Source organism: Micromonospora sp. RTGN7 (assembly GCF_033804645.1).
In the GTDB taxonomy this organism is placed as follows: Bacteria; Actinomycetota; Actinomycetes; order Mycobacteriales; family Micromonosporaceae; genus Micromonospora.
Genome location: NZ_JAPZLF010000005.1, coordinates 155,717 through 170,602 on the forward strand (window position 1 = coordinate 155,717; position 14,886 = coordinate 170,602).

11 protein-coding genes, 2 tRNA genes and 1 pseudogene are annotated in these 14,886 nt (G+C 73.3%); 2 read left to right on the forward strand and 12 right to left on the reverse strand.

The annotated features are described in order from the left end of the window. Positions 1-13 precede the first annotated feature (13 nt). From SNR22_RS09395 to SNR22_RS09410, 4 genes and pseudogenes are all read right to left on the reverse strand, one after another. Positions 14-85: transfer RNA gene (locus tag SNR22_RS09395), tRNA-His, on the reverse strand. Positions 86-95: 10 nt separating this feature from the next. After that, positions 96-167 (reverse strand) — tRNA-Lys (locus SNR22_RS09400). A 20-nt stretch (positions 168-187) separates the two neighbouring features. Next, positions 188-1,600 carry a hypothetical protein gene (locus SNR22_RS09405; RefSeq protein ID WP_320066119.1) on the reverse strand — a complete coding sequence of 471 codons (1,413 nt, stop codon included), beginning with the start codon at positions 1,598-1,600 and terminating at the stop codon, positions 188-190. A 62-nt stretch (positions 1,601-1,662) separates the two neighbouring features. Next, a pseudogene (locus tag SNR22_RS09410) lies at positions 1,663-1,755 on the reverse strand (DNA-binding response regulator); the annotation flags it as partial. A 135-nt stretch (positions 1,756-1,890) separates the two neighbouring features. Between SNR22_RS09410 and eccB the strand changes: the two are divergent. Beyond that, on the forward strand, positions 1,891-3,270 hold the full coding sequence (gene eccB, locus SNR22_RS09415) for a type VII secretion protein EccB (protein ID WP_320066120.1): 1,380 nt from the start codon (positions 1,891-1,893) through the stop codon (positions 3,268-3,270). Between the two features lie 180 nt (positions 3,271-3,450). On the opposite strand, the gene SNR22_RS09420 is transcribed toward eccB, so the two are convergent. Together SNR22_RS09420 and SNR22_RS09425 are read right to left on the reverse strand one after the other, a co-directional pair. After that, the gene (locus tag SNR22_RS09420) at positions 3,451-4,068 is read right to left on the reverse strand and encodes a class I SAM-dependent methyltransferase (RefSeq protein ID WP_320066121.1); all 618 of its coding nucleotides are present in this window, start codon (positions 4,066-4,068) and stop codon (positions 3,451-3,453) included. 132 nt (positions 4,069-4,200) lie between these two features. After that, positions 4,201-5,976 carry an ABC transporter substrate-binding protein gene (locus SNR22_RS09425; RefSeq protein WP_320066122.1) on the reverse strand — a complete coding sequence of 592 codons (1,776 nt, stop codon included), beginning with the start codon at positions 5,974-5,976 and terminating at the stop codon, positions 4,201-4,203. A gap of 256 nt (positions 5,977-6,232) precedes the next feature. Between SNR22_RS09425 and SNR22_RS09430 the strand changes: the two genes are divergently transcribed. After that, entirely contained in the window at positions 6,233-7,633 is a 1,401-nt protein-coding gene (locus tag SNR22_RS09430; protein WP_320066123.1) for an aminotransferase class V-fold PLP-dependent enzyme, read from the forward strand. Here the strand turns inward: SNR22_RS09430 and SNR22_RS09435 are convergent. The 6 genes from SNR22_RS09435 to SNR22_RS09460 form a co-directional block, all read right to left on the reverse strand. Further along, a complete protein-coding gene (locus tag SNR22_RS09435; RefSeq protein ID WP_320066124.1) occupies positions 7,608-8,372 on the reverse strand; it encodes a class I SAM-dependent methyltransferase in 765 nt (254 codons plus the stop codon). The two genes, SNR22_RS09430 and SNR22_RS09435, sit on opposite strands and share 26 nt — an antisense overlap. A 55-nt stretch (positions 8,373-8,427) precedes the next feature. Then, positions 8,428-9,279 carry an ABC transporter permease gene (locus SNR22_RS09440; RefSeq protein ID WP_320066125.1) on the reverse strand — a complete coding sequence of 284 codons (852 nt, stop codon included), beginning with the start codon at positions 9,277-9,279 and terminating at the stop codon, positions 8,428-8,430. Further along, positions 9,276-10,274, reverse strand: a complete 999-nt coding sequence (locus SNR22_RS09445) for an ATP-binding cassette domain-containing protein (RefSeq protein ID WP_320066126.1) — start codon at positions 10,272-10,274, stop codon at positions 9,276-9,278. The genes SNR22_RS09440 and SNR22_RS09445 overlap by 4 nt, the downstream gene beginning before the upstream one ends. A gap of 329 nt (positions 10,275-10,603) precedes the next feature. Further along, positions 10,604-12,559, reverse strand: a complete 1,956-nt coding sequence (locus SNR22_RS09450) for a KedN5 family methylcobalamin-dependent radical SAM C-methyltransferase (protein WP_320066127.1) — start codon at positions 12,557-12,559, stop codon at positions 10,604-10,606. Then, positions 12,553-13,704, reverse strand: a complete 1,152-nt coding sequence (locus SNR22_RS09455; protein ID WP_320066128.1) for a Nif3-like dinuclear metal center hexameric protein — start codon at positions 13,702-13,704, stop codon at positions 12,553-12,555. The genes SNR22_RS09450 and SNR22_RS09455 overlap by 7 nt, the downstream gene beginning before the upstream one ends. Continuing rightward, the gene (locus SNR22_RS09460; RefSeq protein WP_320066129.1) at positions 13,701-14,882 is read right to left on the reverse strand and encodes a hypothetical protein; all 1,182 of its coding nucleotides are present in this window, start codon (positions 14,880-14,882) and stop codon (positions 13,701-13,703) included. The genes SNR22_RS09455 and SNR22_RS09460 overlap by 4 nt, the downstream gene beginning before the upstream one ends. Positions 14,883-14,886: the final 4 nt, after the last annotated feature.

Sequence of the window (14,886 nt, forward strand, 5' to 3'; positions counted from 1 at the left end):
CCGGAGAGCGGAGATCCGTCGACCGGGCTCGAACCGGCGTCCTGCCGGTCCATAGCCGGCTGCTCTACCACTGAGCTACAACGGATCTCCGCGCGTCCCGGCAGCTGGGCTCGAACCAGCGTCCACCCGGTAAAGAGCCGGGCGCTCTACCACTGAGCTACGACGGGTCGCCGAGGATGCTGCCCGATCACCCTTCGGCTTGTCCAGTGGGTTCCGGGAGGTCGCTGACCACGACGTCGGCGGGGATGTGAGCACGATCGAGCCCGCCCTTCATGGCCTTGCCGGAGAAGGCTCCCGCGGAGCGCAGGACCGAGGCCCACACGGGGTCGGCGACCGACACCCCGTGCACCAGCTCCGGGGTCGGCCGGAACGCTCCGACGGCCCCGGCCGGTCGCGGTGCCACCCAGCCGGAGCCGACCGGGTCGACACCCGCATCCGCGCACGCCGCCTCGACCTCCGGCCGGGTGCAGGTGGCCGCGCCGTCGAGGACGTCCCAGGGGAGCGGCAGTCGCGCCCAGACGCCCATGTCGGGGTGCAACCCGCCGCCGGTGGACCGGTGCCACGCGGCGAGGTCCGCGGCGATCAGCATCATCGCCTTCCCCGGGCAGGACGCCTCCAGCAGGCCGATGCTGCCCGACGCCTCCAGGGTGGCGATCCACGCCCCCCGGGCGGTGTTGTATGCCCCGCACAGCAGGTTCCACGTCGAGGAGTCGTTGCCACGCCGCACGACCATCGTGGCCCGGTCGAACCTGCTGGCCGACCAGACCTGCTTCAGCAGGGCGGCGACCTGCCGCATCGTTGCCCACCACCGGCCCAGCAGTTCGCCGCGCTGCCCCTCGGACAGCCGGGCCAGGACCTGCGGGGTCGGGTGGACCTGCGCGATCATCCACCAGTCCGTGGCCGGGTTGCTGAGACAGCGGCGGAACAGCAGGTCGGCGATCTCGTCATACGGGTTGTCCCGCCCGGACAGGGTGAACTCCCGGCGCAGCTTGCGCTTGGCGGTGAAGTAGGCGACGAAGCTCGCCGCCCACGGATCGGCCAGGAACGCCGCCCGGTCGATGCCGGCGGCGAAGCCGGCCCGGGCGACGATGGTCAGCTGCCGCTTGGTCTGCTCCGTCGTCAACCGGCCAGCCTTCGCCGCCACCCGCTGTGTGACCCGGAAACGCCGGTTGTACTGGCGCTTCGACAGCTCGATCCCGGCGGCCGAGCGGGCTTCCCGGTTGAGGCGGTCCCGGAGGAAGTCCAACCGGTGCGGGTCGACCGCCCCGAGGGACTCGCCGAGCCGGAGGGTGAAGTCCAGCAACGACGTGGGATCGTCCGGGTCGACACCGTCGGGCGGCAGGTCGAACAGCCGCCGCGCCGCGTCGACCTGCCGCCCGCCCCCGACCGGATGGGCGAAGTCCGTCGACATCGAACTCCACCCGTTCCAGCGGGATGTGGCACGGGCGCCGCGACCCAGCTGCATCCGTTCCCAGATCCCGAGTTGGTTGCCGACCGCCCGGAGAACCAGGTGCGCCGCTTCCTCCGGCCGGCGCCGTTGGGCCAGCGACTCGTGCAACGCGATGAGAGCGTCCTCGGCGGACAGACCGGCGGCAGACATGACGGCGATACTGGCAGCGCCCAGAAGACGAAAGCAACACCATTCAGGTACGCGAAGCCGCCGCCGCCGTCGACCACCCGGCGCAGCGCCCCGGCGAACTCCTCGACGTCGACCACCCGGTCCTTGAGCAGGTACCCGACCCGCCGGCCGGCGCCGCAGCGGCACTCGGCTCAGCGTACGCCACCGGAGCACCGTAGTGGCCGCTCGGCCGCCGTCGCGCCACGGAGGGTCTCCGGAACATCGACGCGCCGCTTATCCTGTGCCCCGACCGACTCGTCGGAGGGGACCGTATGCCGTCGCGGCAGGACCAGCTGCACTCGTACCAGTTCACCGTCCAGCGGGCGGTCGCCGCCCTGGTCATGCGGGAGACCGACCCCGTGCGTTCGCCGTTTCGGCGGCTCGCCGGGGCCGGCGTGGCCAGCGTGCTGGTCGCGGCGATCGCCCTCGGCGGCTTCGCCCTCTACGGGCTCTTCACCGGCGGTGGCAGCACGTGGCGTGACGCCGGCGCGGTGATCGTGGAGAAGGAGTCCGGCGCCCGCTTCGTCTACCGGGAGGGCAAGCTGCACCCGGTGCTCAACTATGCCTCCGCGCTGCTGATCATCGGCGGTGAGCGCCCGCAGACAGTGCTGGTGTCCCGCCGCGCGATCGACGGGGTGCCGCGCGGGCTGCCACTGGGCATCTCCGACGCCCCCGACTCGTTGCCTGACCGGGCCCGGCTCTCCACCGCCGCGTGGTCCGTCTGCTCGGTCGCCACCACCGAGGCCGAGCGGGCCGACCCCCGCTCGGTGGTGCTGATCGGGGTGGCGGCCGGTGGCGGCCGGGCGTCGGGCGACGAGGCGGTCCTGCTCCGGCACCCGGACGGCGGCCTGCACCTGCTCTGGCACGCCCGCCGGTATCCGCTGCGGGACACCGGCCGGTCGCTCGCCGCCCTCGCCGCCACCCCGCAACGCGCGGTGCCCGCCGCACCCGCCCTGATCGACAGCATTCCGGCCGGGGCCGACCTCGCCCCGCCGGAGCTGCCCGGCCTCGGGCGGCCCTCGGCCCAGGTGACCGGCGCGGTGGTCGGCGACGTCTTTCTGATCCGCAACTCCGGCGGTGGCCGGCAGTACGCCGTGGCCCTGTCCGACGGCCTCGCCGGCATCACCGAGTTGCAGGCCAATCTGCTGCTCGCCCGCACCGGCCAGGGCGGGCCGGAGGCGCTGACCCTCGGCCGGTTCGCCGCGTTGCCCAAGCAGCCGGATCTGGTGCCGACCGGGCCGGCGGCCCCGCCGACCAGCCCGCCCCGGTTGGCCGCCCCGGACGGTGGGGCGCTCTGCGTCGGTGTCAGCGGTGACGGTGAGGCGCGCGACGTGCGGCTCGGCGCGGCCGTGCCCGACCTGACCGGCAGCCCGCGGATCGTGGGTGCGGCACCGGTCGCCGATCACGTGGTGGTCGAGCCGGGGCGCGGTGCCGTGGTGGAGTCGGTCGCCGCGCCGGGCGCCACCGGCGGCGTGCTCTGCGTGGTCACCGACCTCGGCCGGCGGTACGCGCTGACCGACCCCGAGGTGCTCGGCATGCTCGGGTACCAGGGCGTGCGGCCCGTCCGGTTGCCGGCCGGCCTGGTGAGCCTGGTGCCCGCCGGTAGCCCGCTCGACCCGGCCGCCGCCCGCGCCGTCGCCGCGTCCGGCTGAGGCGGGGGTATACCCAGCCCGCACCCCGACCGGGAGGGCTGCGCGCACTGCGGTTCGCCCGCTTCGATCCGGCCAGGGGCCGCTGCCGGCCCGCCCCGATTGCCCCGTAGCCCTGCTACTCGTCGCCCTCCTGCGGAAGCCGCCAGCTGAGGTGGCCGGCCCATCCGCGGTCGGGGCGGGTCAGCCGACGGTCGGGTCGGCGGGGCGGCGCAGGACCGTGACCGCGAAGTCGGTGTCGTCGGTCCAGGGGCGCAGGTCCCAGGTGGCGAATCGGTGCTCCCGGCGCAGCCCGGCGGAGACCGCGTCGCCGTCGAAGTCGGCCAGCGGATAGCCCCGGTCGGTGCCGAAGCCGACCGCCAGCACGCCGTCGGGGCGCAGGTGGGCGGCGATGCGGCGGAGCACCTCCCGCTCGGTGCCGGGCGCGACGAACGCCATCACGTTGCCGGCGACCACGGCGGCGTCGAAAGGCTCGGCCTCGCCGGCCGCCGCCAGGTCCAGCTCGGCGAGGTCGCCGACCAGCCAGTGCGGGCCGGGGTGGTCGGCGCGGGCGGCCTCGACCAGCGCCGGGTCAGCGTCCACGCCCACCACCGTGTGACCGCGGGCGTGCAGCGCCGCGCCGACCCGCCCGGTGCCGCAGCCGGCGTCGAGGACGCGGGAGCCCGGCGGCACCAGCGCGTCCAGCAGTCGGGCCTCCCCGGCCAGGTCGGCGCCCTCGGCCGCCAGCCGACGGAAACGGTCGATGTACCACTGCGAGTGCTCGGGGCCGGTGTCGGTGGCCCAGCGGGTCGGGTTAACCATCACCCCACCGTAACGGCCGGGCGACCGGGCCAGACCGGGGGTTCGGACCTGGCCCGCCCGTCGCGCCCGGCGAGAGGGTGTTCGGGCGCGACGGGCCGACGCCGACACCGGGGTGCCGGCCGCCGGGGTGGTTCAGTTCGCGGGTTCGAGCCAGATGTTGGTGATGTCGAAGAACTCGATCTGCGGCACGTGCACGGCGTTGCGGACCCGTTTGCCGTAGTACCGGGAGGTCATCGCGGCGAACGACAGGATCGGCACGACCGGCAGGTCCTGCATGACCCGTACGTCGATCTCGTGCCACAACTTCTCGGCCCGCCGCTCGTCGGGCTCCTCCAAGGCGCGCTCGATGAGGGCGTCGACCTCCGCGTTGGTGTACCCGCCGTAGTTCGTGGTGCCCGGCATGTCGTTGGTCTCGAACAGCGGCTGGACGATCACCCGGCCGTTGTTGCCGAACCAATCGGGGGTGAACCCGGGCTCGGCGATGTCCCAGTCGCCGCGCCGGCCCGCCTCCGGGTCCGACAGCGCCGAGCCGTAGTACTCCGCCTGGCTGAAGGTCCGCCACTCCAGGGCGACGCCGATCTCCGCGAGGTTTGCGGCGATGGAGTCCATCACCTTGCGGTGAATGCCGATCTCGCGGACCGCCGCGATCAGGGTGAGCCCGTCGCCGTGCCCGGCCTCCGCCAGCAGTCGGCGGGCGCGCTCCCGGTCGCCCCGGTGACCCGGGGTGGCATACGGGTCGAAGTCGTCGCGGTGCCCGACGCTGCCCCGGGGGATGACCGACCCGAGCGGCTCGTTCGGGGCGTCCAGCGCGTCGAGGATCTCGCCGATGGCCACCTTGTCGACGGCGTACGCGATGGCCTGGCGCACCCTGAGGTCGGACGTGGCGCGGCCCTGGTTGGGGCTGCGCAGGTTGAACACCAGGTACGGGTTGAGCGCGAACCCGGGGTAGGTGCGGGGGGCGGCATCCTGGCCGGGCTTCGGCCGGTCCCATGACACGGCCGTGTAGGACCAGGCCAGGTCCACCTCGCCGGCGTCCATCCGGCGCTCCATCTCGGTCACCGGCACGTCCGAGGCGACGGTGATGTGGATGTCCTCGACGTACTGGTTGCGGATCGGGTCGGTCTCCTTGCGCCAGACCGGGTTGCGCTCCATCCGGATCTCCAGGCCCTGCTCGGCGTAGCGGGTCAGCCGGTACGGGGCGCAGGACCGGGTGTTGCGGCGGAACTCCATGCTGTCGGGCAGGTACGCGTCGTACTCCGCCGGGGCGGGCGTGGTGAAGCCGGTGGCGAGGATGTTCAGGAAGTCGTTGGCCGGGCGGAGGAGCTCGAAGGCGAGGGTGTGCTCGTCGACCGCCCGCAGGCCGGCGATGTCGTGACCGTTCTGGAAGTCGGCCAGCGCCGCCGGCGTGATCTCCGCGTCGGCGAACGCCGCCCGGTACTGCTCGCAGTATTCCCGGAAGCCGACGATCGTGCTGGTGAAGTAGGGCAGGGCCCCCGCACCGGCCACCGGGTTCGGCAGCCGCTTGAGCCCCCGGACCACGTCGTGCGCGGTTACCTCGCGCGGCGGGGTGGAGTCCCAGAGCACGCCCTCGCGCAGCCGCACCGTGACGGTGCGCCGGTCGGCGCTGAGGCCACCGTTGTCCAGGGTGGGGATCTCGACGGCCAGGTCGGGCGACGGGGTGAAGGACAACTCCGGGGCGGAGAGGTCGTCGGTGGCCGGATAGGCGAAGAGCTGACGGGAGAGCGCCCGCAGGATCTGGGCGGAGGTGGCGTAGTAGGCGCTGGCCGTGTCGATGTGGTCGACCCCGCCCGGGCCCACGAGCCGCAGGGTGCCCCCGTACCGGGGGTCGTCCCCGCCAGGGGAGGGCGCGGATTTCGTGGGGGCGAGAGGCTGGACTGTGCGGGCCATGACTGTCGACCTCCATCTGCCTGGACGACGGCTTGGGACGAGCGGACCGTCACCGAGTCTAGGCGGCCATCGATGTAATAGCTATACGATAGTGAACCAAGGGTGCGGCGGGATGCCCCTGCCCGGCCCCTGCGGGCGCCTCGATATCGGCGGACCGGTCCAGCCCGGTCGGCCCGGCCCCCGGCAGTGTTCCCCTGGCGACTATCGGAAGGCGTAGTGCCCCATGGTCGCCAGCCCGACGACGGAGGGAAGTCCCGTGACCCAGGACACCAGCGCGAAGAACGAGTCGATCGCCGCGGTGCTGGCCCGCCAGCGCACCGAGGCGGAGGCGCGCCGGGCGGCAGCCGCGGTGGGCGCGCCCGGCCGTGGCTTTCCCGAGGTCCCCCGTGGACCCCTCGACGAGGAGGCCAACTGGCGGCGAGTGCGCGAGCTGTTCCCCATCGACCCGCGGCTGACCCACCTCAACGTGGGCACCATCGGCTCCGTCCCGAAGCGGGTGCTGGACATGCTCAGGACGGCCGACGGCGACTTCGCCCGCCACCCGCGCGACCCGTACCCACCGACCACGATGACCGAGCCGAGGGCCGTGCTGGCCGCCGCCTACGGCTGCGACCCCGACGAGATCGCGATCGTCCAGGGCGCCACGGACGGCAACTCCCGCATCCTCAACGGCCTCGACCTCGACGAGGGCGACGAGGTCGTCACCACCACCCACGAGTGCTACACGATGCAGGCGCCGCTGAACCTGCTGCACAACCGGCGGGGCGTGGTGGTCCGCAAGCTGACCCCGAAGCTCGGCCCGGACCAGAGCGTCGAGGAGATCGTCGAGATGTTCGAGGCGGCGATCACCCCCCGGACCCGGGTGCTCCAGTGGGCAGCCGTGACCTTCACCGTCGGCACGACGATGCCCACCCGGGCCCTCGCGGAGCTGGCCCAGCGGCACGGGCTGATCAGCGTGGTGGACGGTGCCCACCTGCCCGGCCAGTTCGCGTTGAACCTGCACGGGCTGGGCGTCGACTTCCTCAGCGGCTCCGGCTCGAAGTACCAGTGCGGGCCGATGGGCACCGGCATCCTCTACGCCCGCAACAAGGTGCTGCCCGAGCACAACCCGCTGCCGCTGCCCACGTTCTGGCCCATCATCTCGCTGTGGTATCCGATCGAGGGCGAGCTGCCGCCGCGGACCACCACCCGCGAACCGACGTACGACATTGGCACGTTCGTCCAGAAGACCGGCTCGGCCGACCTGTCGCGTGGGCCGGCACTCCAGGCCTCCTGCGAGATCTTCCAGACCATCGGCCAGGAGAACATCCAGCGGTACGTGCACGGTCTCAGCCGTCACCTCAAGCACCGCGTCGCCGAGCACTGGGGCGAGTCGGCGCTGTTCAGCCCGCTGCACGACGAGCGGCTGCACTGCGGCATGGTGGCCTTTCAGCCATTCCGTAACCCCGAGCACGCCCTCGACATGAACCGGTTCGTCGAGTTCGAGCAGCGGATGGAGGACGAGTACGGGGTGAACCTGAGGTTCACGTTCTTCCCGGTGCGCGGCTCCGACACGGAGCGGTTCGCGATCCGGCTCGCCCCGCATCTCTACAACAACCGGGAGGAGATCGACCACGCCGTCGACTCGATGATCAAATTGACCGAGGCGATGTCCTGAACAGACGTCGGCCGGCCCGCCCCCGCCGGGCCGGCGGCACCCAACCACACCCCCCCCCGGCGCGGAACAACGCCCAGCGCGGGCCGTCGCCCGGGCCGGTGGGGCCGGCGGTGTGGTCCATCCCCGTCAGGCCCTCGGCGAACTCGTCAAGCCGCAGGCCACACAGCCGCAGCTCGCGCAGGTACGTCTCCAACGTCCGGTGCCAGGGTGCCCCCCCGGGCAGGGCGTCGCTCACCGGCCGCTCGCCCTCCCGGAAGTAGTCGGCGGTGCGCAGCCAGCCGCGCCCGTGCCCGCCGCCGACGGCCGCCGTCACCAGCGGGTGCGGCACCGAGAAGACCAGCCGCCCACCGGGCACCAGGTCGTGCTGCACCGCCGCCAGCAACCGCGGCAGGTTGCGCACCCGGTGCAGCGCCCGTCGGGACACCACCACGTCGACCCGGGTGGAGTCGTCCCGGCCGGACCAGGCGTTGAGGTCGCGGACCCGGAGGTGGCCGATGCCGGGGTCGAGGAGGGGGCGCACCCCGTCGGCGGTCCCCTCGTCCGGCGCGACGCCGGTGTAGCTGAGCACCCCGCTGCGCAGTGCGTGGCCGGTCAGGGCGGGATCGCCGCAGCCGATGTCGAGCACCGCCCGGCCCCGCAGGTCTCCGAGGAACGCCAGGAGCAGGGCGCGCTCGCCCGTCGGATCGGGATCGGCGGGAGTGGCGAGCGGCCGGTCGGGCTCGGTGATGGATGAGGACAACGTCAACCTCCTCGGGACCGCCGGCCGGGGACCCGGCCGGACCGGGTGGGCGACGTCAGCTGTGGCGTCGCCCGTTGTAGAGCACCCCCGTGATGGAGCCGAAGACCAGGATGAGCACCGTGCAGGTGACGGCGTACGCGGTGAGGTCCCCCGCGGTCAGGGTGCCGTCCATGGCGTGCCGGCTTGCGGTCACCGCGCGGGTGACGGGGTTGACCTCGACCGCGGTCTCGAGCCATCCGGGCATGGTGTTCGGGCCGACGAAGATGTTGCTGAGGAACAGCAGCGGGAAGACGGCCAGCCCGCTGACGTTCATGACGATCTCGGGCTTGTTGGCGGCGAGGCCGAGCACCGTCCACACCCACGCCAGGCTGAACGCGAACACCACGACGAGCACGAGCCCGAGCAGCACCCCGCCGACGCCGTTGCCGGGGCGGAAGCCCAGCGCCAGCCCGACCAGGACGGTCACGGTGGCCGCGACCGCGTACCGCAGGATGTCACCGAGCAGGGCGCCCACCAGCACCGCCGGCTGCCACAGCGGCATGGAACGGAACCGGTCGGAGACTCCCTTGGCGATGTCCACGTTGAGCGCCACGCCGGTGTTCATGCTGATCATCACGACGGTCAGCACCACGATCCCCGGTAGCAGGAACTGGAGGTATTCCCGGGTGGAGCCGGCCAGCGCACCGCCGAAAAGGTAGGTGAAGACCAGCGTGGTCATCACCGGGAAGCCGACCGCGTCGAAGAGCTGCTGGGGATTGTGCTTGACCTTCAACAGCGCACGCCAGCCGAAGGCGAGTGACGCCGCGAGGGGACCGGGGCGGGCGGGCCGGTCCCGCGAGAGCAGGCTCGCGCCCAGGGGCTTGTCGACCGCTGACGGTGCCGTCGTCGCCGTGTGGGTCGGGTTCATGCCGTCTCCTCCTTGGCGGACCGGTCGGTCTCCGGTCGGTGCCCGGTGAGGGCCAGGAACACCTCGTCCAGGCTCGGCTGGCCGAGGGAGAAGTCGGCCACCGGGATGCCGGCGGCGGAGAGCTCGGCCAACGCCCGGGAGGCCAGGTCCGGGTCGGTCACCGACACGGTGAGCGTCGCCGGGTCGTTGCTCGGGTGCGTCGACGCGGCGAATACCCCGCCGATCAGCCGGTCCGCCTCCGCCCGCTGTTCCGGATCGCGCAGCCGGACCTGGAACGTCGCCGACCCCACCGAGGACTTGAGCTCCTCCGGCGTGCCCTGGGCGATCACCCGGCCGTGATCGATGACGGCCATCCGGTTGGCCAGCACGTCCGCCTCCAACAGGTATTGGGTGGTGAGAAGCACGGTCGTGCCGGCGTGGACCAGGGCCCGGACGACCTGCCAGACCTGGTTGCGGCTGGCCGGGTCCAGCCCCGTGGTGGGCTCGTCGAGGAAGAGTAGATCGGGGGTCACTACCAGGCTGGCGGCGATGTCCAGCCGGCGGCGCATTCCGCCGGAGTAGGACTTGACCGGTTTGCCGGCCGCGTCGAGCAGGTCGAAGGCGGTGAGTAGCTCGTCGGCGCGTGAGCGCGCCCGGGACCAGCCGTGCCCCAGCAGGCGCGCCAACAGGACCAGATTCTCCTGGCCGGTGAGGTCCTCGTCGATCGAGGCGTACTGACCGGTGAGGCTGATCCGGCCGCGGACCGCCTCGGCCTGGCGCACCACGTCCAGCCCGAACACCCGGGCCGTTCCCGAGTCGGGCCGGGTCAGGGTGGACAGGATGCGGATGGTGGTGGTCTTGCCGGCTCCGTTGGGCCCGAGGAACCCGTGGACGGTGCCCGTCTCGACGGCTAGGTCGACGCCGTCGACCGCCCGGGTTGCTCCGAACGATTTGGTGAGTTGGCTCGTCTCGATGGCCAGATCAGCGCTCGGGCCCACGGTCGTCCTCTCTGTCATGCCGCACGCCGGCCGCGCCGGGCGGGTCGTCGGCAAGAGGGGGACAACCAATGGACGCCACCGCGACGCGGCTGTTCACGAAGGGATAGTAACAGGGATCATCGCGTTGTGATGCCATCGCCACGTGGCGTCAAGATCCCGCTATGGCGGCGATGGTGTCGCGGTGTCGACTGCTATATCTTATGTAAGTTATTGCGGACGCAACGCGATCAGTGTCTGGCTGGCCCGGGCTGACGGCTGACCCCACCCGCGCCCCCAAGCGGTGGACGGTGGGACCGCGGGCCAACCGTCGGAGACCTCGGCCCGGCGCCTTGTGCCGATGCCGCTGCTCAGCCCGGTGCGACGGCGGCACCGCTGGCCACGGTGGGACCGGCGGCCCTCGGGCGGTGGTCGTCGGCGGGCGGCGGCACGACCCGGGGTCGGGCGACGAAGTGCACCGCCGTCTCATGGTTGTCGCACTGGTCGTAGAAGCCGACCGGCGCCTCGAACTCCATGGCAGTGGGGCATGGCACGGGCGCCCGGACCACGCCCCGGCGGAGGTCGGCCAGGACGGCGGGCACGTCGTGGACGAAGCCGACCGGCGTGCTCACGTACGCCGGGGGGTGCTCCCCGCGACGCAGCGTCCAGCCGGCCGGGACCGGGTCGCCGGGGGCCAGGTAGCGCGGACGGCTGCACCGCTCGAACTCGTACAGCTCGGCGGCGAAGGCACGCCACCCGGGCGGGAAGCGCGGCACGAGGGTGGTCGACCACCAGTCGGCGAGGGCCCGGTCGAGCGCCGGAATGGTGTACAGCCGGCGCAGCCCCGCGGTGACCGCCGCGGACTCGGCGACCGGCGGCACGTCCCGGGCGAAGGCGTTGACCTCCGGGTCGTCGGCCGCCTCCAGCCAGGCATCCAGGGACCGGATCAGCTCCGACTGGCGCACCCCGGCGATCACCCGGGCCGGCGTCCAGACGTGCCGCAGGAACTGGTGCTCGCCCAGCACCCGGGCGAAGTACATGAATCGCTGCATGGCCAGGTGCTCGGCCAGGCCGGCCCCGTCGCTGGACAGGACGTACTCGAAGTCGTCGTGCTCGCCCCGCACGGTGACCAGGCCGTGGCGGTCGCGCTCGGTGGCGTAGCCGGTGTTGGGCAGCAGCAGCATGGGATAGACGACGATCCGGCTGACGTTCTCGGCGAGCCGGTCGTAGCCGGCCAGGAAGCTCTCCACGGTCTCGCCCGGCGCGCCCCAGATCAGCTCGGCATAGCAGTCCAGCCCCTCCCGGGCCAGCCACGCGGCCAGGGCCTCCCAGTCGTTGAGCCGCATGTTGCGCCGACGCATGCCGGTCAGGGCGGAGTCGGAGAGGCTCTGCAGAGCCAGCGTGAAGGAGCTCTGGAAGCCGTGCCGGCGCAGGTCCCGCACGATCCGGTGGAACCGGTCGGACTTGTTCTTCGCCCAGGAGGTCTCCAGCGCCCGGGGATATCCGCGCCGTTCCCGGGTGTGGATCAGGTCCTCCACGAACTCCTCGTCGCCCGCGAGCAGCCCGAAGTTCGCGTCGCAGAGCACGACGGTCTGCACCTGGTGGAAGCCGAAACAGTCCAGCTCGGCGGCGAGCCGCTCCCGGGAGAACGCCCGGACCCGCTGCCCGACCGCGCCGCCCCAGTAGCAGAACGAGCACTTGTACGGGCAGCCTCGGTTGGTCTCCATCAGCGCCACGTCGTAGCGGAAGCGCCCGGTGGCGTCGGCCAGCGGCAGGGCTCCGGTGAGGAAGGGGGAGGCGATGGCGTCCAGGTCCGTCAGGCGGTCTCGGTCGGCGGTGGTGCGCACGCCCCCGTCGGGCGAGCGGAAGGACAACCCGGCGACCTCGGCGAGCCCCTCCGCATGCCCCCCGTTGAGCAGGGCGCGTGTCAGCTCCCGGAAGGTGGCTTCGCCCTCGCCGTTGACCACCACGTCCACCGCCGGGTGCTCGCGCAGCACCCGGTCGGCCTGATAGGCGACATGGTTGCCGCCGAACACCACGCAGCCGTCCGGGCGCAGCTGCTTGTAGGTCTCGGCCAGGCTGCCGAAGGCGCGGTAGTTCCAGCCGAGCACCGAGAAGGCCAGCACGTCGGGGGCCGGCCTGGCGAAGAGGGTGGCGGCCATCCGGATCAGCGGCACGCCGCCGCGGAAGTTGTGGATGCGCACGTCCACCGCGCCAGCGAGGTCGGGGTCGGCGAGGAGGGTGGCCCGCAGGTAGCCGGCGGCGAGGGGCATGGACTCCAGCGGGGTGTCCCAGGCCCCCTGTTGGACGATGCCGATGGTCAGCATGGCGCCTCCTTTTCGACGGCGGGGCGCCGCCAAGCGTCAGCCCCCGGTTCCGGACAGGGCGCGGGCGGGAACCCCGCGGCCATATTACTAACTGTTTCTAAAGTGAACCAGGGGTCGGTGTTGAGCCTCGACACGCGCACCGGCAGCCGCCCGCGGTACCGGGTGGACACCGCCCGGGCAAGCGCGTCCAACCAGGGCCGCACCGTGGCCCACCGGCCCGCGTCGACCAGCACCGGTGCGCCGCCCGTCGCGGCGAGGTCACCGGAGAGGTACGCGTCGACGCCGCGCCGCGCCGCCGCCTCGACGTACGCCGCGCCCGCCCCCGCGCACACCGCCAGCGTCCGAACCGGACGGTCGACGTCGCCGGCCACCCGCACGGCCGGGCCGGAACCCCCGAGCCGAGCGGCCAGCTCGGCGACCGTGGCCACCCGGGGCAACTCGCCCACCCGCCCGTGCCCGTGTCCGTCCGGGACCTCCGCCAACTCGAACAGGTAACAGGCCGGCTCCTCGTACGGGTGCGCCGCCCGCGCCGCCGCCAGCACGTCCGCGCGGCGGCTCCTCGGCAGCACCATCTCGACGCGTACCTCGGTGGCGAGGTGGACCACGCCGACGGTGCCGGCGACGGGCCGGGCCCCCGCGTGCGGGACGAAGGAGCCGGTGCCCGTGGCCCACCAGGCGCACCGGCGGTAGTCGCCGATGACGCCGGCCCCGGCGGCGGCCACCGCGTCGATCAGCCGGTCGGTGTCGGCCGGCGGAACGAACGCCACCAGCACGTCGCGCCGGCGGGCGACCGGCACCAGGGGATCGGTCGGTCCCACCCCGAGCCGCGCGGCCAGCGCGTCGGACGCCCCGGGCCGGGCGACCGCCGCGTTGCTGTGCCCGACGTGCAGGGCGAGGCCGGCGGCCTCGGCCCGGGCGAGGGTCGCCGGGTCCGGTGGGCGGTGGGTCACCAACAGGTCCGCGCCGCAGGCGAGCGCCTCGGCGACCGTGGCGTCGACGGCGTCGACGGCGAGCAGAACCTGGCGGACCGGCGCGTCGGACCGGCCGGCCAGCAGGCCCACCCGGTCGGCCGGGTCGGCCAGGTCGGCGGGGTGGCGCTGCTCGAGTAGGCCGGTGACCTCGCCCACCGTGGCCGGGGCCGTCACCGCAGCGCTCTCGCCAGGTCCCCGCCCGGGTCGTCGAAGACCAGCACGGTGCTCAGCACGCCACGCCCCTGGACGATGACCTCGCGCAGTTCGGCCGGCGACAGGGCGTGCGCCACCCGCATCCGTGCCCGCGGGGACGAGTAGTCCGCCAAAACCACCACCGTTTTGGGCACCGGCGCGCGGCGGACCGCCTCGACGGCCGTGCCGAGCTCGCTGAACGTCATCTCCACCAGCACGCAGGAGAGCCCGCCGTCGAGGTGGTGGGAGAGCTCGTCGCGCAGCTGGGTCTGGCTCTGCCCGTGTCGTCCGGGCAGCCCCGACAGGTAGGCAAGCCCCGAGCCGAAGGGATGCGGTCGCAGCCGTGCGCCGACCTCCCAGGCCGCCGCGACCGCGACCGGGATGCCCGGCACCAGGTCCAGCGTGCGCCCGGCGAGACGGACGCCGTCGAGCACGTCCAGTGTGTCCGGGTTGCCCTCGACCAGCAGCGCGATCTCGCCGACGCCGTCGCGTTGCAGCTCGGTCAGCGTCGTGTCGACGCCCCGGATGGTCCGGTCGTAGTCGGTGGTGTCGTACGGCACGACGTGTCGTCCGGCCCCGGCGGGCAGCCGGAGGCCGGCCGCCGGCAGGGTGGTGTCGAAGGTCCAGTCGGTGCCCACCACCGCCCCGGCGCGCGCCAGCGCGGCCCGGACCGCCCCGGCCGTGCCGTACAGCCGGGGGCCGACCCCCACCGCGGTGACCCGCTGCGGGGGCAGGTCACCCTCCGGTCGGGGGGCCTGCCGGCGGCGGATCGCGGCGGCCCGGTCGGCGACGAAGGCGGGCGGGGTCAGGAAGTGCACCTCCTCCGGCTGCGCCGTCCACGACCAGTGGCTGCCGGTCGCCCGGGCCAGCGCGGCGGCCGCCCCGGCCGCCGCGCCGACCAGCACGACCGGCCGGCCCAGCCGCAGCGCACCGGCGGCGAGCGGCTGGTCGGCGGCGAGCCGCTCGGCCCGCAACGCCACGAAGCCCGCCGACACCGGCGACACCGGGTACGGCTCACCGTGCACGTCCACGGTGATCCGGTCGCGGACCCGCACCCCCGCCTGGAACAGGGTGAGGCCGACGAGGGTCGGCTCCGGCCCGGTGGCGGCGGGTGGGGGCACGAGGCCGGGCGTGACGTGCACCATCGGTGAGTCGGTCACGGCC

Excerpts from the sequence above, each read along its gene's own strand:
- SNR22_RS09440 (WP_320066125.1), bottom strand. The coding sequence starts at position 9,279 with ATGAACCCGACCCACACGGCGACGACGGCACCGTCAGCGGTCGACAAG.
- SNR22_RS09425 (WP_320066122.1), bottom strand. The coding sequence starts at position 5,976 with ATGGCCCGCACAGTCCAGCCTCTCGCCCCCACGAAATCCGCGCCCTCC.
- SNR22_RS09405 (WP_320066119.1), bottom strand. The coding sequence starts at position 1,600 with ATGTCTGCCGCCGGTCTGTCCGCCGAGGACGCTCTCATCGCGTTGCAC.
- SNR22_RS09445 (WP_320066126.1), bottom strand. The coding sequence starts at position 10,274 with ATGACAGAGAGGACGACCGTGGGCCCGAGCGCTGATCTGGCCATCGAG.
- SNR22_RS09420 (WP_320066121.1), bottom strand. The coding sequence starts at position 4,068 with ATGGTTAACCCGACCCGCTGGGCCACCGACACCGGCCCCGAGCACTCG.
- eccB (WP_320066120.1), top strand. The coding sequence starts at position 1,891 with ATGCCGTCGCGGCAGGACCAGCTGCACTCGTACCAGTTCACCGTCCAG.
- SNR22_RS09450 (WP_320066127.1), bottom strand. The coding sequence starts at position 12,559 with ATGCTGACCATCGGCATCGTCCAACAGGGGGCCTGGGACACCCCGCTG.